General features: G+C 59.6%; 15 protein-coding genes and 3 pseudogenes. 12 read left to right on the forward strand and 6 right to left on the reverse strand.

Annotated features, from left to right (window positions below):
• The first annotated feature begins 123 nt into the window (after positions 1-123).
• The 7 genes from IVA80_RS20310 to IVA80_RS20335 all read left to right on the forward strand — a co-directional run bounded on the left by IVA80_RS20310 (position 124) and on the right by IVA80_RS20335 (position 4,197).
• A complete protein-coding gene (locus tag IVA80_RS20310; protein WP_247434213.1) occupies positions 124-291 on the forward strand; it encodes a hypothetical protein in 168 nt (55 codons plus the stop codon).
• Between the two features lie 79 nt (positions 292-370).
• Positions 371-784: a DUF3305 domain-containing protein gene (locus tag IVA80_RS20315; RefSeq protein ID WP_346348007.1), complete on the forward strand. Its 414-nt coding sequence runs from the start codon at positions 371-373 to the stop codon at positions 782-784.
• Positions 781-1,422, forward strand: coding sequence for a DUF3306 domain-containing protein (locus tag IVA80_RS20320; protein WP_247434217.1), 642 nt, complete (start codon positions 781-783; stop codon positions 1,420-1,422). Before IVA80_RS20315 ends, IVA80_RS20320 begins: the two co-directional genes overlap by 4 nt.
• Before the next feature lie 153 nt (positions 1,423-1,575).
• On the forward strand, positions 1,576-1,875 hold the full coding sequence (locus tag IVA80_RS38230; protein WP_253075735.1) for a molecular chaperone TorD family protein: 300 nt from the start codon (positions 1,576-1,578) through the stop codon (positions 1,873-1,875).
• Positions 1,791-2,117, forward strand: coding sequence for a molecular chaperone TorD family protein (locus tag IVA80_RS38235; protein ID WP_253075736.1), 327 nt, complete (start codon positions 1,791-1,793; stop codon positions 2,115-2,117). The genes IVA80_RS38230 and IVA80_RS38235 overlap by 85 nt, the downstream gene beginning before the upstream one ends.
• A 174-nt stretch (positions 2,118-2,291) precedes the next feature.
• On the forward strand, positions 2,292-2,417 hold the full coding sequence (locus IVA80_RS20330; protein ID WP_247434220.1) for a hypothetical protein: 126 nt from the start codon (positions 2,292-2,294) through the stop codon (positions 2,415-2,417).
• A gap of 1,294 nt (positions 2,418-3,711) precedes the next feature.
• A complete protein-coding gene (locus tag IVA80_RS20335) occupies positions 3,712-4,197 on the forward strand; it encodes a hypothetical protein (protein WP_247434222.1) in 486 nt (161 codons plus the stop codon).
• A 583-nt stretch (positions 4,198-4,780) separates the two neighbouring features.
• Here IVA80_RS20335 and IVA80_RS20340 read toward each other — a convergent pair.
• The 5 genes and pseudogenes from IVA80_RS20340 to IVA80_RS20360 form a co-directional block, all read right to left on the reverse strand.
• Entirely contained in the window at positions 4,781-10,309 is a 5,529-nt protein-coding gene (locus IVA80_RS20340) for an ATP-binding sensor histidine kinase (RefSeq protein ID WP_247434226.1), read from the reverse strand.
• A 345-nt stretch (positions 10,310-10,654) separates the two neighbouring features.
• Positions 10,655-10,981: pseudogene (locus IVA80_RS20345) on the reverse strand (ABC transporter substrate-binding protein); the annotation flags it as partial.
• On the reverse strand, positions 10,944-11,288 hold the full coding sequence (locus IVA80_RS20350) for a hypothetical protein (RefSeq protein WP_247434229.1): 345 nt from the start codon (positions 11,286-11,288) through the stop codon (positions 10,944-10,946). The pseudogene IVA80_RS20345 and the gene IVA80_RS20350, both read right to left, overlap by 38 nt.
• On the reverse strand, positions 11,288-12,379 hold the full coding sequence (locus IVA80_RS20355; protein ID WP_247434232.1) for an IS5 family transposase: 1,092 nt from the start codon (positions 12,377-12,379) through the stop codon (positions 11,288-11,290). Before IVA80_RS20355 ends, IVA80_RS20350 begins: the two co-directional genes overlap by 1 nt.
• A gap of 79 nt (positions 12,380-12,458) precedes the next feature.
• Positions 12,459-12,897, reverse strand: a pseudogene (locus tag IVA80_RS20360) (ABC transporter substrate-binding protein); the annotation flags it as partial.
• Positions 12,898-13,185: 288 nt separating this feature from the next.
• On the opposite strand from IVA80_RS20360, the gene IVA80_RS20365 reads away from it, so the two are divergent.
• The gene (locus tag IVA80_RS20365; protein ID WP_247434235.1) at positions 13,186-14,040 is read left to right on the forward strand and encodes an SDR family NAD(P)-dependent oxidoreductase; all 855 of its coding nucleotides are present in this window, start codon (positions 13,186-13,188) and stop codon (positions 14,038-14,040) included.
• An 853-nt stretch (positions 14,041-14,893) separates the two neighbouring features.
• On the opposite strand, the pseudogene IVA80_RS20370 reads toward IVA80_RS20365, so the two are convergent.
• A pseudogene (locus IVA80_RS20370) lies at positions 14,894-15,262 on the reverse strand (hypothetical protein).
• A gap of 344 nt (positions 15,263-15,606) precedes the next feature.
• On the opposite strand from IVA80_RS20370, the gene IVA80_RS20375 reads away from it, so the two are divergent.
• The 4 genes from IVA80_RS20375 (at position 15,607) to IVA80_RS20390 (ending at position 18,724) form a co-directional block, all read left to right on the forward strand.
• Positions 15,607-16,020: a cupin domain-containing protein gene (locus tag IVA80_RS20375; RefSeq protein WP_247434239.1), complete on the forward strand. Its 414-nt coding sequence runs from the start codon at positions 15,607-15,609 to the stop codon at positions 16,018-16,020.
• Between the two features lie 618 nt (positions 16,021-16,638).
• Positions 16,639-17,511, forward strand: coding sequence for a hypothetical protein (locus IVA80_RS20380; protein ID WP_247434242.1), 873 nt, complete (start codon positions 16,639-16,641; stop codon positions 17,509-17,511).
• Positions 17,512-17,549: 38 nt separating this feature from the next.
• On the forward strand, positions 17,550-17,882 hold the full coding sequence (locus IVA80_RS20385; RefSeq protein WP_157158512.1) for a cupredoxin domain-containing protein: 333 nt from the start codon (positions 17,550-17,552) through the stop codon (positions 17,880-17,882).
• An 11-nt stretch (positions 17,883-17,893) separates the two neighbouring features.
• Complete coding sequence (locus IVA80_RS20390; RefSeq protein WP_247434245.1) at positions 17,894-18,724, forward strand: FTR1 family protein; 831 nt, start codon at positions 17,894-17,896, stop codon at positions 18,722-18,724.
• The last annotated feature ends 7 nt before the right edge of the window (positions 18,725-18,731 follow it).

Here is an 18,731-nt window from a genome sequence, read left to right on the forward strand (position 1 = left end):
TCGAGCCACTCGCCGGATTGCGCGGCGCGCTATTGCTCTGGTATGTCCAGTTGAATACGAATGCCACAGATCGGAGACGCAATCTGCAATAAACGCGAAATCGACGATATCACGCGACAGAGCATGGCCGGACTCTATCGAATGATGTTTCGATACCCGTCAGGCATGATCGACAAGGTGAGGGGCGAGGCAATGTATTTCTTGGCCGCCCGGACGCGCGATGGGATGCGGCGCTTGAAGCCGAATCTCGTGACCGGACTGCCGGTCGTTTATTCGGAGGCGGTGAATTGAGATCAACGGCACTCACGAGCATTCCAGTCGGCGTCCTCATTGAGCGACGGAAGGCGAGGAGCACATGGGCTAAGTTTCTGTGGAGGCCGGTGTTGGGGCCGGAACGCCCTCCGCGGCAGCATGGACGCCGCTCGCCACACGAGCCGACCGGATATTATTTTACGCTGGTGATGCAACTATCAACCTGCACCGGACCGAGACGAGCTATTATCGGAACAATCTTGCGGCGGCGCCGCCCAAACTTTGGGTTGTTCTTCATCCCACCCCATCCGACCCGCCCTATGAACTGCTTTCGGTGACTGCCGATCCGGCCGAAGGCGAAGCCTTCACAGACACGGGCAGCAATCTGGTAGAGAGCGTACCGATGCCGCCGGAAATCGCCGAAACCATCGCTCAGTTCATCGCCACGCATCATGTCGAGCGGCCGTTCCTGAAGCGGAGGCGGCCCGCCGACCGCAACGGGCCCGAAAAGGCGAGGGAGAGCGACCATTGATCGGGCCAAAGAGTTTCGTTTCACGCTGGATGCGGCTGAAAAGCCAATCAGGTGCGGGGCACGACTCCAGGTTGGAAGTGGGGGATTTAGAGCATGGTGCAACACGGGTACCGGATCTCGCGCCGGATGCTGCTGACCGCGAAGCCGACGGCTCCCCCGAAGGGCCGTTTGATACGGCACGCCTCCCGGCCATCGAAACTATCAAGGTTGATACCGATATCGAGGCATTTCTACAGAGCGGGGTGCCGGCCGAACTAACGCGAGCCGCGCTTCGTCAGGCCTGGGCCAGCGACCCTGCCATTCGTGACTTCATTGGCATCGCGGAGAACCAATGGGATTTCAACGATCCGAACGCAATGCCGGGCTTCAGTGCGCTGAATGCGGAAGATAAGGTTGCCGATCTGCGGCGGCAGGTGCTCGGCGAATATCAGACGTTAGGCAGCTCGACACCGGTATCTGTCGCGCAGGTACCGTCAAGCGCTAGTGAGTGCAGAGCGACCGATCCCGCCCGGACGGCTACTCCGGGCGTACCGAGCGAACCCGATTTGGAAGCGACCACCATCGAAGAGGATCTTGCGACAGAGGAATATGACTCCTCGCCCTGGCGCGCTTCCCACGGCGGAGCCTTACCGACGTAACAGGACTTCGAGACCATCGCAGGCGGATCTGAGCGGATGCAGCGGCCTTTGCCTCACACCTACCCGGAACGGATCGTCGACACGATAGATCGCGCTCGCGCACGGGAGTATGCGCTCCTGGCGACTCTTCTTGCCCGCAGCCCGGATAGTCGAATGATAGAGCGTCTGGCTTTGCTCCGGGGCGACGGCAGCTTGCTCGGCGCAGCTCACGCGGCGCTCGCGGAAGCCGCCGCTAGCTGCGATGAGGAAAGCACTGGGCGGGAGTATTTCGATCTATTTGTTGGGCTCGGACAAAGCCTGCTCTCGCCGTATGCGTCACACTATCTGACCGGCTCGCTCTACGCCCGCCCGCTCGCGCGCTTGCGCGCTTGCGCCAGACATTTGGAGCTCTTGTTATCGAGCACGCGCAGAGGTCGGAGCCGGAGGACCACGTTTCAATTATCTGCGAGATAATGGCGGGTCTCATTGGCGGAAGTATCGCGGCTCCGGCCGGCGCAGATCGCTGGTTTTTTAAAGAGCATGTTACGACATGGGCCCAACGCTTTTTTGTCGACTTGGAGGACGCGCAATCGGCAACTTTCTATGCTTCTGTTGGCGCGCTTGGCAGGACTTTCATCTTGTCGAAACTGAAAGCTATTCGCTGTCAGATTAGATCAGGAGAAGCGCAATGCGCCCGTTCATCGCTTCATGCTTAGTCATCGGCCTCATAGCCATAAGTGCCGCGGCCATTCTCGATTGTTTCGTGCAACTGCCAGTGTCAGCCGCCTTCGCGAAATCGAGTGCGCGGCTCTGAAGCTGGCGCAGGGTCGAACGGCACGGCGAACTCGCTGAGGAAATTATCTTACGCTAGGCTTGACGCGCGCTTACGAGTGCGCGGTGTCGAAGCATTGCGACTATGGGACGTTTCCGCCTTGCCAAACATCAATGCAGGCAACACGAACGCGCCGGCCATGATGATGGGATTCGGTGCGCGGAGTTCGTCCGCGGGCAGTTAGCGAATATCTAATCGCTGCGGGCATCCACCAGGGCACAGACTGAGTAGTGGGTTTCAAGCCCTGACGGGCCGCTTCATACTGGCAGGCGGGACCGCTTGGCTTTGTCGAGAATGACACGAGAATGAGTGCGCATGGCCGCGGAGCGCTAAAACCTCTCAAGTCGACGTTCGCCTTCCTCAAACCGGGAGCATGTTGATCACTGTACCAAGAACAAAGCACAGCGATCCGATAAGATAAAGCCAGTTCGCTAAATTGCCCATGCGACATCCCGTGGATCGGCCGGCTGGGGCCCTGCAGTCTCGTTCATTTCAGCATCTATCCTCAGGAGAACGCAGCGGAACTTTATCAATACGACGGACACGTCGGCGTGTCGGTCCAGGGCGCCGTCGCAAAAGCGCCGGCGCGTGGTGCGGGCAACCTCACGTGGAATATCGGTAGCCCTCTGCGCCATCAGGCGATTTAGCTAGGGCGGCGGCCAGTGCGAGAGGAACAGCAATTGCGACGCTGTCGACTTGAAACTTCATGGTGGCTCCTATTCGTGTTGACAATGACTGTCCACCACCGACGAGAATGACCTTCCAGAACTGCTGAAGGAAATCACGTCCTGCCATAGACTCGATAAACGATGGTTATTGCTGCCGCGATCGGTGAGTGCCATAGCCATGGAATGCCATCAGCGCCAGCTGCAGAGACTCTCGTTGCTGCCATGGACCACTCGATGTTGCGCGTCCCAATGCGTCGACCTTGACCATCTTGATCATGACGGTTGTCGTGCACTGTCCTCGCGCACTCAGGATTGGTAGCGGTCTCGCCGGCAGCGGAGAGCGTGGCTGTTCGCCACTGTGGCACAGGACAACAACGCCAGTGCCAGCGCGATCGCCTTCGGCCTCGTGGACCTGATCGCGATGTTCGAGACGGGATCAAGCACGAGAGCGACTAAGCGTTCTCCATGATGTCGTTCGCAGCTTCCAGAAGGATCCGGACCTGGCCGGCAGCCAAGGTGTGTGTGGTTGGCGGAGCTGATTGAAGCTCGCCGGACCCGTGTTGCCAGTCGGCCCGGTCGGACCCCGCCGCACCAGCGCCGCCGCCAGCACCTTCTGCAGTTCGCGCTGAACGCGGTGCGCAACACGAACCTGCGGGATTGTCCCTTCGGCCACGAACCAAGTCCCCCGACCCGCCACTCAACCTGAGCTGACCCGGATGCGTTACGTCGCCTCTCCGCCTCAGTTTTTTTGGTACGAAAACTACAGTTGGATAGCTCGGTTACTCAGAACGTACTAGGACGTTGAGTCTGATGTATGAAGTGCGCAACAGATTCCTACGTCTGCTTCCACCTGACGAACTCAAGCACGTTCTGTTGCTCTCGGAAGAGGTGCCGCTGATGAAACGGCAAGTTCTTCATCGCTACGGCGTTCGCATGCAGCACGTCTATTTCATAGAGAGTGGTCTTGTGTCGGTCGGTGCCAAGGTGGGGCCGGAAGATTTTGTAGAGGTGTGGCTGATCGGCTCGGAAGGGCTTGCTGGAATACATCTCGCGTTGACCGCAAAGACGCAGCCGATGCACCGTCGAATTGTGCAGGTGCCGGCGCGGCTAATCGCCTCACCGTGGATCGCTTTCAGGAGGCGATTGCTCGTCTGCCGACTTTCCGCAGTGTGGTGCACGCCTATATCGCTTCCGTGCTCACTCAGACCGCCCAACCAGGGGCATGTAATACGTCCCATCAACTACAGCAGCGCCTTGGGCGAGGCTCCTGCTCGCGCGCAAGGCCCTGGGATCTGACGAGATCCCTCTCACGCACCAAGTGCTTGCTCAGCTTCTCGGAGTGCGCCGTGCAGGCGTTACTGACTGCCTTCTTTAACTCAGGAAGGATGGGCTTATCGAAATGATGCGTGGCCGCCTCGTCTTCCGCGACGCTTTTCGGCTGGCGCAGATCTCCTGCCATTGCTGGAGCTGGATCGAGCGCGAATACGAGCGACAGCTGCTGAATGTTTGCACTCCGAACAGCGAATCGTTGGTGCATGGGAATCGATACTTATCCGCGATGTGAAGTAAACAATGGCCGGTTGCCTAGGTTGCAGGTGGCTCCACGACTCTTCGTCTGCTTCTTCAAGCGAATCCGAAGGACCCGTCATTCGCTCCGCATGCGGAGACGACACGACTCCAGGCATCCTTCAGTTTCTCCACCATTCATCAGGGTGGCTAGACGAGAGGCACATTTGTGTCCGGTTTTGCAGCGTAGTTGCTGCGAACCGGTCGCGGGACAATGGCGCGTGCTTGAAATCACAAAACTGCAAGAGTCATATCAAGATTCGTCAGTTCTGTAGGCACCCGCTCCGGTGATGGCCTGCTGCAGATGTTCAATTTACGCTGCCTCATTTGACTGCTCGGGCACCGTGAATTGAAAACTTGCGCCCTGCGGCTGGGCAGCGGTGGCCCAGAGGCCCCCTCCGTGCGCTTCAATGATGGTGCGGCAAATCGACAGACCCATCCCCAAGCCGCCAGGCTTTGTGGTGTTGAAGGCGTCAAAGATACGCTCGAGACCCTCTGAACTGAGACCTGGACCCGAATCCCGCACCACGACGAGCACTCCGGAGGGCTCTCCGGTATGAGTGGTGATCACCAATTCTCGCGCCCCCTCGCTGACCGCACTCAACGCTTCGACGGCGTTGATGATCAGGTTCATGATCACTTGTTGCAGCTGAACCCGATCTCCTTGAATAAGCGGCAAGTCGTCCGCGAGCTGCGACTTGACCGAAATGCCGTTCTTCACGATCTCGCCACGGGTCAGGGTGATGACCTCGAGAATTGCAGCGTTAATGTCCACGTCTTCTTTCCGTAGAGGTGCTTTTTTGAAAAGGGCGCGCATCCGAGCGACGACGTCGCTGACGCGATTGCCGTTTGCAAAGATCCGGTTGAGAGCCTGCCGAGCTTTCTCCAAATCTGCCGGTTCTTTGCTCAGCCAGTGCAACGCAGCGGAAGTATTGTTGAGCGTTGCCCCGATCGGCTGGTTGACTTCATGGGCAATCGAAGCCGAGAGCTGCCCCAGTGTCGCGACTCGATTTGCGTGCACGAGCTCCATCTGCACCTCGCCGTAGCGCCGCTCGCTTTCGCGAATTTCCTGCTCCGCTCGCTTGCGCTCAGTTAAGTCTACCACGAAGGCCACGCCCTGGTCGGACCGCCCGCCGAACGTCGCTGCCCCGACCAGCACCGGTACGCGGCTGCCGCTTTTCCGGAAGTACTCCTTCTCGTAGGGTAGCGCCGTTCCGGTCGCCTCGAGCTCCGCCATTCGTCGGTCGTCGGCATCGCGCCATTCGGTGGGCGTCAGATCCCGCCAGCGCAGTCGACCGGAGACAACATCGTCGCGGCCGTATCCGGTGATGCGGAGAAACGCTTCGTTAGCATCGATGATCCGGCCGTCTATATCCCAGAAGAGGATGCCGATTATATTGGCATCCACTAGCCGTCGGATCCTCGCCTCCCGCTCGGCCAGCTCGCGGTACAGGTTAGCGTTCTCTATTGAGATAGCCGCCTGGGACGCGAGCAGCGTGAGCACCGCCATTCGAGTAGGAGTAAATGCGGCAGTCGTAAGGGTATTCTCCAAGTACAGCAGGCCAATCAACCTGGTCTGTTTCAGTATCGGCAGGCAGAGCACTGACCGTGAGCGACGGTCGCGAATATAGTCGTCCGCTGAAAACGGGTTCTGACTGGACGCATCGTGCAGGAGAACGCTTGTTTTTGTGCGAAGCACGTAGTGAAACACCGAGCTTGGTAGATCTGCGGTCGTGACGCGCGCCTGTTTCAGGACCACGGTCACGTTGTCACTGCTGGCTATGGCCTCTGCTTCGATTTGATATTTATCGGCTCGCGGAAGAATCAAGAGACCTCGATCGGCACCCGCGTGTTCGATTGCCGCACTCATGAGCGTGTTGATTAGCTTCTCGAAAACGATCTCGCCTGACACCGCTTCCGAAACTCTGATTACGGTAGCCAAATCGAGTTGCTCGAAGGGTGTCACTATCGTCGCCGGGGAATCCTTGTCCACTTTGAGGTGCGGATAAAGTTCCTCGAGTTGGCGAACCTTTCCGTCGGCTCCCCAGCGCAGGTAGCAGGCCCGCGCGGCCCGCAAATAGGTCGCCGCGATCTTCTCTTGACCGCGCTCTGCGTAGAAACGCCCGGCAATCTCGTTGGCAATGGCCTGGTTGTGCACGAACCCATGTTTGCGGGCCTCGCGGATCGCCTTGTCGTACAGCTCCTGAGCGTTCAGTACGCGGCCCTCCATGCGGGCGATCTCGGCACCGACCAAGGCAGCGCGGTTCTCGAAGTTTTCCGCACAGCGCGCCGCCCATACTTCGAGTTGATTGCGGTGGGCCACAAGAGCCTCAAAATGTTCCTGTTTCTCGTCCGGCGATGCGGAATTCCATGCTGCCGCGTGGCCGAGCGCACTATAGAAGCAGTACTCAGCCGTTTCGAAATGTGATGGTGAGGTCCAAAGTAGCTGTTGCGCTCTCAATGACGCATCCATTGCGGAAGCATAATCCGCAGCGAAGATCCGTGCTTGTAACTTACGGACCCAATATCGAAACTCGAGCAGCTTCAAGACCGGATTAGTCGCTAGGTGGCGCTCGAATCGAAGCTCATCGAAACCCTCGTGGTTGAAGGAGCCAAACGTCGGAGTCAGTCCGCTAAGCGTCCGAATAAATCCGAGCAGCATGGCGAGATTGTCAATGACGAAACCGAACCGAACCTTCTGCGCATACTCGAAACCTCTCTCGGCTTCCCGCTGCACCTCAGCAAGCGGGTCTCCCGCTGCCAAAAAGTTGGTTATCAAGTGATTACAGCTATAACCCGCAAATGTGATGTCCCCTGTGCGGTCAGCAGTAGCAAAGGCGCGACGTACCAGATCACGTCCCTCTAAGACATGTTTTGCCCACGGCATGACAATGTTACCAAAGGACATGTACGTTCGAGCTTGATAGCGCTTTAAGCCGCGCTTTTCTACCAGTTCATAGCCAAGCCGGCCGAAACGAAAACCGTCCTGATAGTTGCTGAAGCGAGGTCCAGCGATCTGGGCGAACCATACATAAGCGAAGCATGACCCATCGCTGTTGCCATACTCGAGGCTCAGATTCACCATTCGACAAACAACGAGCGAAGATAAGTTCTCCTCGATATGCATTGCCGGAAACTCGGCTAATATATCTAGAGTAGCGAGTAAGTCCGGATCGCTCATCAAAGGCAAGTCGACGAGTTCCTCGATTTGTCGACTTCCAAGCTGGGACCAGATTCGATCGTATTCGCGTTGTACTTCGATACGAGTCGGATGAAGTGACCAATCAATGCCTCCACGCTGGAGGTATTCAAGGCATATCTCGAGGCCGCGATCGCTCTGGTCCAAAGTGGTATAAAGCGTGAGCCGCAAACGTGTGACGGCGGCGGTGTCGGGGCCGCTTCTGGCACGACGCGCCAGCATCGAAAGTCGAGTTTCGGCTGCCACCTTACTCGCGGTCAGTAATTCGCACTCGGCTGTGAGACATTCGATGGCGAAGATGAGCTCGTAGTTGTAGTCCCAAATCTGCTCGGTCAAAAACGCCCGCCCAACGGCGAGATACGAAAGCGCTGAAGTATACGCGGTTGAGATCTTCGCGCGTCTACCTGCAATTAGATTCAATTCTGCGACCCGCTCACGCTCCTGATCTGACACTATGAGATGAGAGCCACGATTGAGCTGGTTTACGATGTCGAAGATCTTCTCTTCGATCTGCGTTGGCGGAATGCCGACTGCGAGGAGGCGGCCGATTCGAATATGAGCTTCGGCGCGGGCCGTTTCAGGTATTAGTGAATAAGCCGCTTCCTGGACACGATCATGCAGAAAGCTATACGCGCTTTCGGAGTGGAGAACGAGCCCAACTCGGACCGCTTCCAGGAGATCTCGATGCACTACATCCTTCGAGCCTCCGTAAACCTTCGTAAGTAGTGCGAAATCCGCGCTGTTGCCTAGGCAGGCAAGCTGCTGCAATGCGTTCTGAGTTCGAACGGGCAGCCGAGTCAGCTTCCCGACCATGAGGTCCACCACGTTATCAGTGTAACCCTTTGCGTGAATGCGATTTACATCCCAAGACCATCGCGCGTTGCAGTGGTCACAAATCAGTAACGCCTCCTCGGCAAGCGCATAAATAAACTGGTTAGCGAAGAATGGATTGCCAGCAGTCTTCTCGTGAACTAGTTGCGCCAACGATGTGGCGCGCTCCGGCTCGCAATGAAGGGAGTCCGCAATCAATTGTCCCAAGTGTTCACAGGCCAGGGGCGCGAGGGTGATCTCCTGCACTACCGCGCCAGCTTTGCGGATTGATTCGAGCCTGCGCGTCAGAGGATGGGCGGAGTCCACTTCGTTGTCTCGGTAGGCGCAGATCAACATCATGTACTGCAGGTCCTGCCGGCTCAGAAGATCTTCGAGCAAATCGAGCGTTGCTGCATCGAGCCACTGCAAATCGTCGAGGAACAGCGTAAGCGGGTGCTCCGGCCGCGCGAATACGGCGATGAATCGCCCGAATACCAATTGGAATCGGCGTTGCGCATCCAATGGCGGAAGGACAGAAACCGGAGGCTGTTCTCCGATGATTAGTTTCAATTCCGGGACAAGATCGATGATAAGCTCCGCGTTTGGACCCAACGCTTGGCGAAAGGCATCGCGCCAGATGCTCAGCTCCTCTTCCTCCTTGCCGAGAAGCGGGCGGACAAGGCTGCCGAAGGCCTGCGCGAACGTGGTATACGGGATGTCGCGTTTGTATTGGTCGAACTTACCCGAGGCAAAAAGGCCGCGGGGCGGTACGAGCACCTTGTGCAGCTCATTGACGACAGAGGACTTGCCGATACCGGAATATCCGGAGACCAGCACCAACTCTGGTACACCGGTCTTGATGATGCGATCGAAGCAGGAAAGCAACGTGGCGATCTCACGATCTCGTCCGTACAGCTTTTCGGGGATGAGCAGCCGGTTCGGCGTGTCCAGCAGGCCGAGCGGAAAGTCATCGATACGGCGGCGCGCTTCCCATTCCGCCAGGCAGCGTCGCAGATCGCGCTCGACACCGCCGGCGGTTTGGTAACGATCCTCGGGAGTCTTGGCGAGCAGCTTCATAATGATCGCCGAGACGGGCGCTGGGACACCCTCTAGCCGTTCCCCTGGCGGCACTGGTTTTCTGGCAATATGGCAGTGCACCCATTCCATCGGATCAGCCGCCGTGAAGGGCAGAACGCCCGTGAGCATCTGGTACAGCGTGACGCCGAGGGCGTAGAGATCGCTGCGGGCGTCGATCGAGCGGTTCATCCGCCCGGTTTGTTCGGGTGCCATGTAGGCAAGCGTACCTGCGATGGTCTCGGGCGGCTCGGGCGCCTGCCGCTCGCGGGACAGGCGCGATGCGATGCCAAACCCAGTGAGCCGCACGTGTTCATCCGCGCAGTCCACTACAATATTAGCTGGCTTGATGTCTTTGTGGATGAGCCCGCGCTGATGAAGCTTGTCCAGAGCAGAGGTAACAGCGATAGCAAGGCGCAAGAAGCGTCCTACCTCCATGGGCCCCCCGAGCAAACGATCGAGCGGCTCCCCGCCACCGAGATCATCGAGCACCAGTACGGTCCGACCGGCGTCGCGCATGAGGGCGAGCGGCCGCGCCGCCCATGCCCCGTCGAGTTCATCTTTCAGCTCGTATTCGTGCGTGAGGCGATCGAGTCTCGCCCGGGCCGGGGGGTCGGCGGCAGGCGCAACAAGTAGCACGGCGAGCCGGTTGCCATTGTCGTCCAGTCGCCAGCCGCGACTGAACACGCGCTCGCCGTCCTCCCACAACACCTGAGAGCCGCCGTCCGAGTACGTGACGTTCAGCGACTGCTGCACCATCCGTCAAACTCCGCCGTGGGGGCTTCGGCTTGAAGTCGGCTGATCAAGCTCTTCGCGCGCCACACGCGCGGCCTCTCTCCAGCCTCGAGAAATCGTACTCCATCACCAGAGAAATGCCAGCCTTCCCTTTGTCTTGCCGGGTAGGGCGGACGCAGATCCTTGTTCGTTTAGCACGATTACGAGCGATTTGCCCGGCGCGAGCTGGAACTCGGCGACCCGTTGCTGTACCGCGAGCGCCAGCTGACGCAGCTCACCGACCTTGGAAAGGAAGTCCTTCCGATGCCGGCGTGCGCACTGGCCTCGGCAGAGGCGAGTGCGTCGCAGCGCCCCAGGAGTTCCAACGCAGCCGATCTCAGCCGCCTTCCTGATGGCTTGCGCCGTGAACTTTGGCGTGGCGATGTCAACGAATACGTCGGCATTGAGCGACTTCATCTTGACCGCGTGCGAGTCGATGGTCGGCTCGGCCACCTCATAGGCGTCTTCGGCAACGATCATCGACGCAGCCTTGGCGCCGAGGCCATCCTTCAGGCGTTTGAGGTAATCCTTGCCGTAGTCGTCGTTCTGGTAGAGAACGGCGACTTGGCGTTCGGCTTTTCCTTCAAAATCTACCTCGCCTAGCAGGCTGTTGAAGAACTCAGCCGCGTTCGCAAACGAAGCCTGAATCGTCGCCATTGTGTATGTAGAAGTGGCCGACGAGCCTGCCCGCAGTGCCGATCATAACCCATCCGCGATCGCAGGCGGGGTCATTCTCGTCGTGTCCTTCCCATGAGAACTCCGCGCAGGCCGAACCGTCTCGCGCGCCGTAGCGGACGTCGAGAAAGCCCTTCAGCGCTCCGAAGGCAATTTCGCCATCGGACTTACCCTCGAAGGTGAGATGCGCCTCTTCGACAAGATCGAGGAAGTCGCTGTCCCAGTTGTCCATTTCGACGATGCGCCAGCGGCCGGCAAAGGCCTTGGCGAAGCCGGGTACCCTGGCCATCAGCCGGCCTCCGCTATCAGCTTGGGCAGCCGCACCAGATTGTAGGCGGCGGCAGCGAAGGTAAAAGCCCATGCGACGCGATCACGGCCACGGAAGCTCGTCTTCTCTTGCCCTGCGATCGTCTTGATCCAGCCGAATGCCTCCTCGATGCGCTTGCGGATGCGCTGGCTGACGGCATAGCCGCCGTGTCGGGTCGTTCGCCCGTCGATCGCAGAGCTGCGGCCGCTGGTGTTCTGTGCAACATGCGGCGTCACGTTCATCGAGCGCAGCTCGTTGACGAAGTCTTCTGCATCGTAGGCTTTGTCGGCGCCAAGTGTGATCGCTGTCGGTCGGTCGGCACGAGGCTCAATCATGTGCAGCGCGGCCACCCGTTCGGCGTGCCCGTCCGCCAGCGTCAGGCAGGCATCGACCAGCAGGCTGTGGCGGTTCTCCATCAGCCCATGCCCGATGAAGCACAGCTTCGTCTCCTTGCCTTTACCCTTGCGATAGAGCCTGGCATCGGGATCGGTGATCGAAGCATGGGTGTCGTTTGAGCGTCTCTGGCCATGGAAGTCCGCTTCGGCATTGCGCCCGCCGCCTTGCGCCGGCGGCTCGCCCGAGCCGTCCTTCGGCTTGACGCTCTTCATCGAGGCCCAGGCCTCGATCAGCGTGCCATCGACCGAGAAGTGATCGCTCGACAGAAGCTTCTTCACCTTGGGCTGCGCCAGCAACGCCGCGAGGAACTTGGCCGAGATGTCGCCTTCCAGCAGCCGGTCGCGATTCTTCGAGAACACCGAATGGTCCCAGGCTGCGTCATCAACGCCGATTCCGACGAACCAGCGGAACAGCAGGTCGTATTCCAGCCGCTCCATCAGAAGCCGCTCCGAGCGGATTGAATAAAACGCCTGCAATAGCATCGACCGCAGCAGCTTCTCCGGCGGGATCGACGGCCGCCCAATCGGCGAATAGAGCGCGGCAAACTCGCGCTCCAGCGCCGAAAGCGCCTCGTTCACAATCGTCCGGATCGTTCGCAGCGGGTGATCTCGCCGCACCCGCGCCTCCAGGTCAACGTAGCTGAACAGCTCGCCCGTTCGATTGTCGCCGCCACGCACGCACCATCTCCGAATCTCATCGGAGCCAATGAATCACGGTCGCCGATCGGCGGCGAGCGCCTTTTTCAACAGCCTGCTAGATCCGCGCCTCGTTTTGATAGTTGGGCGACCAACCTATAGTGCACGGGAAGTTCTGCGGATCATTCCATTTGGTCGCGCCGGTCTGCACGAACAGTTGCGGCACCTTTTTCGCGTTCATGTATTTCTGTGTGGCGGTGTTGGACGGCGTGCCAAGCGAACCGAAGATGAGGAAAACCTCTTCGCTCTCAACCAGTCTGCGCGCCCGCTCGACCGCTTTTAGTGGACTGTAACCGTCGTCATAGGAAATGAAGTTGATTTTGCGGCCGTTGATGCCGCCTTCGCAGTTGATCTCGCGAAAGTAGGCGGCCTCGGTCTTGCCTGTAGTACCGTAAGCCGACGCCGCTGTAGAGGTGATGTTGCCGATCTTGATTTCGGTGTCGGTTGCGCCGGCATCGTATTTCTTCTGGCAAATACGCTGCCTCCGCTGCAGCAAGCATTATAATGGCGGTCGAAAACGCCGCCAATCGTCGTGCGACGAAGGACGTCTCGCTTCTCCCTATGAACCAATGAATGTGTCTATCGTTATTGTGGAGCCAGCGCTTCCAAAAGTCGACCCTGACCCTCGTTATCCAGTGGTTTCCAATGTGCTACTTTGAAACTCGCGACCGGTTATTTCTAGGCTTGGCGCGGGGGCGCGGAACATTAGACCACGCCGCGTTCATTGTGGCACTCTGCGGCGCGGCCTGGCGGGTGAATTTGTTGAGTGAAAGCAAGGTGGAAAGCGCATGACAGACTTGGCTGGACAGACCGCATTCGTGACAGGCGCTGCCTCGGGGATCGGACTGGGGATCGCGACCGCGCTGTCACAGGCCGGGGTGAAGGTTATGCTCTGCGATATCGAACAAGAGGCGCTGAAAAAAGCGGTCGCGGATCTGAAGACACGGACCGACGTCGATGTCGACGGCGTGAACGCCGACGTCTCGCTCAAAGGCGAACTTCAGGCGGCAGCGGACGCGACCGTCGCGCGGTACGGCAGAATCCACATATTGGTCAACAATGCGGGCGTGGGCGGCGGCGGCACCTATGGTGAGTGGACTGATGCAGGCTGGAACTGGGTCCTCGGCGTCAACCTGATGTCGGTGATCTGGGGCTTCGAGATTTTCGGTCCGCTGATCGAAGCGCACGGCGAAGGAGGACAGGTTGTTTCCACGGCCTCCGTCGCCGGGCTGATTGCGGGACCAAGTTTGGCGTACGATGTGAGCAAATATGGAGTGGTGGCGCTGTCCGAGGGGATGCGTAACGTGCTCGCCCCGAGGAAGATTGGGGTCTCCGTTCTGTGTCCGGGCGTCATCCGCACGCAGATCATGAACTCTCGGCGCAACGTGCCGCAGCGATTTGCTTTGGCTGTCGGCCCCCCTCCGCCGACAGAAGGCCCCCGCGCCAACTTCATCAAGGCATTACAGGAACGGATCAACCACGGCATTGATCCGCTGTATGTGGGCGAACTGGTTCGCGAGGCCATCGAAAACGACTGGCCCTACATTTTCACGGATACCGAGCACGAATCGTTCATCGACGACCGCTTCGCAGCGATCAAGCAGGGCTTCGACCGTATACGCGGACGAACGCCGCGACACTAGCTCTCGCATCTGCTCACAGCCTGGTGACCCCCTGCCGACCTGAGCGCGGAGCGCCGTGGAAGTCTGTTTCCGGAAGATGAGGCGACGAAGATCATGCCAGCTGTCGAGATCAACGGTGGATCCCGGGATTGTCTGACATGCCCACCCTAATGCTGCTTGATCCCGATCAAGTCAATCGAGCCGCGGCAGCGCCGATCTGCTGAAAGACGAATACTGCATTTAGGTCTCCTTGTGCTCGTGGCGGTGCCGCATGCGGGCGGCGGACGGTGGGACTTAGCGCCGATCGCCTGTTGATCCATGGCGGCGCCAATTTGATGGTCTGCCCATGCCGATAGCGCGTGCTACTACTTCGTTGATGGGCCAGCGGGGCTATCAGCCGCCTGCTTTGACTCACCAGCGTTCCGTCGGCTCAAGGCGCTCCCTGAGCTTGAGGTCCGCTGGGCTAATCTGAGCGCCGGACCCAAGGCGCTGACGGACCGAGAGGCGCACGAACTAGCCCTCGCTGAACTGATCCTTGGCTAGATCAGTACAGCGATAACCCCAGTCAGCAGACCAGCTGGCACATCGGGCTCGGCGACCAGCTCTTCGGCGCCACGCCCGACCGGAGGGAGATCACGACCGCGACCCATTCTAGTCACGAACTGCTCAAGATTCGTCTGATACAATGGATTTCGGGCGAGTTAGCCGGCCACGGATCGCGCATTCCACGGGGAGAGACGGATGCGTTTCCCAGAACAGTTGGGAAAAATAGCCGCTCGGCAGACTGACGGTTGAGCGGAGTGTGACGGAATCGGCAATCTGAGCGCCGCCCCCATGTTTATGATGCATGCGCCCTCGCGCGTTCACGGGCTTCTCAGCGACGCTGGCGACGTTCGCGTCGGCGCTTCGCTCGCTCTATCGGCTGCGGCAACGCTGGCACCGGCGCGCCAGCCGTTTCTGTTAAGTCCTTCTCAATCGCAGGGTCTTGGCTTCGGTGCGCCTCCATGCGTTCGAGCACGGCTCGCCCTTTGGCAGTGACCCTCTACGCGCCATTTTGACGCTCAACGAGGCCGTCCGAAAAGATGTCCAGTCCGGGCACGCGCGCGGCCAGTCGCTTGGTGCGCTCGGCCCACTCCGGGCCGCTGGTGGCGAGGATCGCCACATCGCGGTTGAGGTCCGCCACCACAGCGAACCTGTCCGGGTAGCTCACCAAGATCTTCAACACCGTCACCTGCAAGTTCAACCCGCACCTCGCCCGATCAAGGCCACGTCGTCCGCGCTTGTGTCAGGGCTTTTCGGCCGGTCTGCCGCAGCTTGTCCGGTGTCGTTCGCCGGGTCTTTGCGGCTTCGAGGATCTTGCAGACCAAACTGGGTGCCGCAGGTGGATCCACAATCCCTGAAACGGAACTCTCCGCGACCGCGAAGAGACGTTCACGTGCTCCCGGCCACTATAACGCGCGGCTATCGACTTCATGGCGTGACGTCATTTCCCATACGCCGCGCGCAATCTCATGCTGACGAGTGTGAGCGGCAACTTACGCCGCCACTCCGAGACCCGAGCAAGGGTCCACAATCAGGAGGCTACAAATGTCAGTGAAGCAGCCGGTTCTTACGCCGCCCCACGGCGGCGAGACGGTGACGTCGAGCGGGGGCTCAACGGTCGAGATCAAGGTGGAGAGCAGTCAGACTGGAGGCGAATATGGCACCGTCCTGTGGACGGTGCGGGCCGGGGAGGAGCCGCCGCTGCACACCCACTCGCACGAGGACGAGCTGCTCTTCGTTGTGGAGGGGCAGCTGATCGCGCGGGTTGGCGATGCCCGCATTGAGGTGGGGCACGGCGCCTACGCGGCTCTTCCCCGCGGTGTGCCGCATACAATAGAGGTGGTCGGCGATCAGGCCATCCTGCTGCTCAGCTTCGTGCCGGGTGGGCTGGAGCGCTTCTTGGTCCCTCGCAAAGGCGAGCAGCTCGATCCGGCTGCTTTCGGCCTGACGTTCCCCTAGGGCGGGGACCGGGCGCGCGGAGCCCGCGGCCGTGCGCCCGCTCGGCCCGGCTACAGGCCGCGCGCGACCCGCGCCGGCCGAGTGCGCCAACGGTCTCCCGGTTCAAACCAACTAGCGCGCGGAGCGGTGAAATGCGCTAATGCGCCTGGTCGTCTGCAAGAATCCCGCTGGCCGAAGAGTACACACGGCGGACCGACAAGTCGGTCGCGCCGCTGGTGTCTTGCATATTCGTGGCAGCGTCGCCAAACACCCGAGAAAAAGCCGATAGCCGCCAATTGTCGGAATAGCAGAGGACGATGCAGTGGGACTGCGCCGGTTCGCATTGGCAACCGCGGAGCGGAGTTCAGGTGCCTACGGGCATCATAACGCGGGGTTATCGACTTCATGGCGTGACGTCATTTCCCATTCGTCGCGCGGAACTCCATGCTTGGCCGGAACCTTTCTTATCCATCGCACACCGGCTTAGCGTGTTGACGCCCGCTTTTGAAGCATTCCAAATTAGCGGGAAGGGAATCTCTTTGGATCGAGTGCTGTAATCCGCTAATCAATGCAGCCGAATAGGCTAGGGCCGACGGAATGCGCCAAACAATTGGACGTGTACGGCATTCTAGCGCGCTAATGGGCGCGTTCATTGCGCTGATTGGTCTCAGCGGATTTGCGCGCGCTGGCGGCCCCGCCAGCTCGGATGCAAGCTCATGGCGCGAGATCGAGACAAAATACATTTTCGGATTTACCACCGGCTCAGGTATCGGGATTGAAGGCGAAAAGGAGTTCACGACCGACACGATCGGCCGGTTTGCCAAGCGCGGCGGACGCTACAGTGCGACGGAGACGAAGTACGAGTTCGAATTCACCCCGTCTCAATTCGTGCAAATCGAATTTGGGGCGCTTGGATCCACCCATGACATCCGGAATGCTACTGATCTCGACGACCGTCGCCAAGTTGCGTTCAGCGGCGGGTTTGGTGAATTCCGCTACCTTGCGCTTGAGCGGACGTCGAACAACCCGCTGTCGGTGACGCTTGCATTCGAACCGACGGTTCGGCTAGTCGATGAGACAAGTGGTGAGCGGGTTCACAACTACGAATTCGAGACCACTCTCAATGCTGACCTCGAGCTGGTCAGAAACCGGCTCTTCGCCGGGTTCAATCTCCTGTATGAGCCTGAATACACCCACACCCTGCTTGACGAGACCATCCGGGAAACGAAGCTCGGCGGCTCCGCCGCGCTGTCGTTCCGCCTTACGCCGAACGTCCTCATCGGAGCGGAAGTCTGGTATCTGCGTCATTATGACGACTTCGCGCTCTCGGCCTTTACGGGTGATGCCGTGATGCTCGGTCCGACGCTTTTCGTCCGGTTTACGCCAAAGATGTTCATGACAGCGGCGTGGAATACGCAAGTATGGGGTCGCGAAGTCGGCAGTCCGTTCTCGCTCAATCTTGCCGAATTCCAGCGGAATCGCGCCAAACTCAAATTCGCCGTCGAGTTCTAATTCCCTCACATCCAGGGCTCAGAATGTACGTTTTGACCATGAGCAGGAAGCTGGTCTTCGCAACGCTCTGTACGGCTATGCTGCCGTTCTCTACAGCATCGGCGCAGCAGGCGACCGAAATCCAGATCTCCTACTCCAACGGGCAGTTTCAGCCCCGCGAGGTGCGTGCCCCAGCAGACAAGCCGGTCCTATTCCGGATCAGGAATCTCGAGGGCAAGGCGATGGAGTTTGAAAGCACCTCACTAAGAGTGGAAAAGGTCGTAGCCGCCAAAAGCCAAGGTGTTATCAACGTCCGCCCTCTGAAGCCAGGACGCTATGAGTTCTACGACGATTTTAACGAGAGCGCGCGTGGCGTTCTTGTCGTCGAATAGGCCCACGTCTCGTGCTCGCCGCGCTCATAATCGTTTTCCGCGAGGTTTTCGAGGCTGGCCTCATCGTCGGCATCGTGCTCGCGGTCACGCGTGATGTCGTCCACCGCGGTCGCTGGATTGTCGGCGGCGTGCTAGCGGGAATCGGGGGAGCTTGTCTTGTCGCGGCATTTGCCGGCGGCTTATCGCAGCTGTTCGCAGGCATGGGACAGGAACTGTTCAACGCCGCCATCCTCGGAATCGCCGTCGTGATGCTGACCTGGCACAATGTGTGGATGGCCAGCCATGGCCGCGAGATTGCCCTCGAAATGCGCGCGGTCGGCCACGCGGTGGCCGAGGGCAGCAAGCCGCTAGGGGCACTGGCGGTTGTGGTCGGCGTCGCGGTGCTGCGCGAAGGCAGCGAGGTCGCGCTGTTTCTCTATGGGGTCGGGACCTCCGAAAGCGGCTCGGCCCTGGGCCTTACCTTCGGCGGCTGCCTCGGCCTGTTGCTCGGGGTCGCGGTTTGCCTGCTGACCTATTTGGGCCTGGTGCGGATTCCACCGCGCGCGTTGTTCGCAACGACGACTGTTTTGATCACCCTCCTGGCGGCGGGTATGGCGGCGCAGGCCGTCGCCTTCCTGGAGCGGGCGAACTGGCTAACGTCGCTCGACAGCGTCGTGTGGGACTCGGGCTGGTTCTTATCCGAAGCCAGCATTCCTGGCCGCGCCTTGCACACGCTGATCGGCTATAGTGATCAACCGACGCAAATGCAGCTCATCGTCTACCTTGTAGTTATCGCGGTTACTGGTCTTCTGATGCGGCTGACCGCGCGGGTGCGCGGTGAGAACGCTATCGCACCAGCCTAATGAACGT

The organism is Bradyrhizobium sp. 139, assembly GCF_023074175.1.
Classification (GTDB): domain Bacteria; phylum Pseudomonadota; class Alphaproteobacteria; order Rhizobiales; family Xanthobacteraceae; genus Bradyrhizobium.

Bases quoted from the DNA above. Each gene is read 5' to 3' on its own strand.
- IVA80_RS20310 (WP_247434213.1), top strand. From the start codon at position 124: ATGGCCGGACTCTATCGAATGATGTTTCGATACCCGTCAGGCATGATC.
- IVA80_RS38230 (WP_253075735.1), top strand. From the start codon at position 1,576: ATGATAGAGCGTCTGGCTTTGCTCCGGGGCGACGGCAGCTTGCTCGGC.
- IVA80_RS20335 (WP_247434222.1), top strand. From the start codon at position 3,712: ATGTATGAAGTGCGCAACAGATTCCTACGTCTGCTTCCACCTGACGAA.
- IVA80_RS20340 (WP_247434226.1), bottom strand. From the start codon at position 10,309: ATGGTGCAGCAGTCGCTGAACGTCACGTACTCGGACGGCGGCTCTCAG.
- IVA80_RS20350 (WP_247434229.1), bottom strand. From the start codon at position 11,288: ATGGCCAGGGTACCCGGCTTCGCCAAGGCCTTTGCCGGCCGCTGGCGC.
- IVA80_RS20365 (WP_247434235.1), top strand. From the start codon at position 13,186: ATGACAGACTTGGCTGGACAGACCGCATTCGTGACAGGCGCTGCCTCG.
- IVA80_RS20375 (WP_247434239.1), top strand. From the start codon at position 15,607: ATGTCAGTGAAGCAGCCGGTTCTTACGCCGCCCCACGGCGGCGAGACG.
- IVA80_RS20380 (WP_247434242.1), top strand. From the start codon at position 16,639: ATGGGCGCGTTCATTGCGCTGATTGGTCTCAGCGGATTTGCGCGCGCT.
- IVA80_RS20385 (WP_157158512.1), top strand. From the start codon at position 17,550: ATGAGCAGGAAGCTGGTCTTCGCAACGCTCTGTACGGCTATGCTGCCG.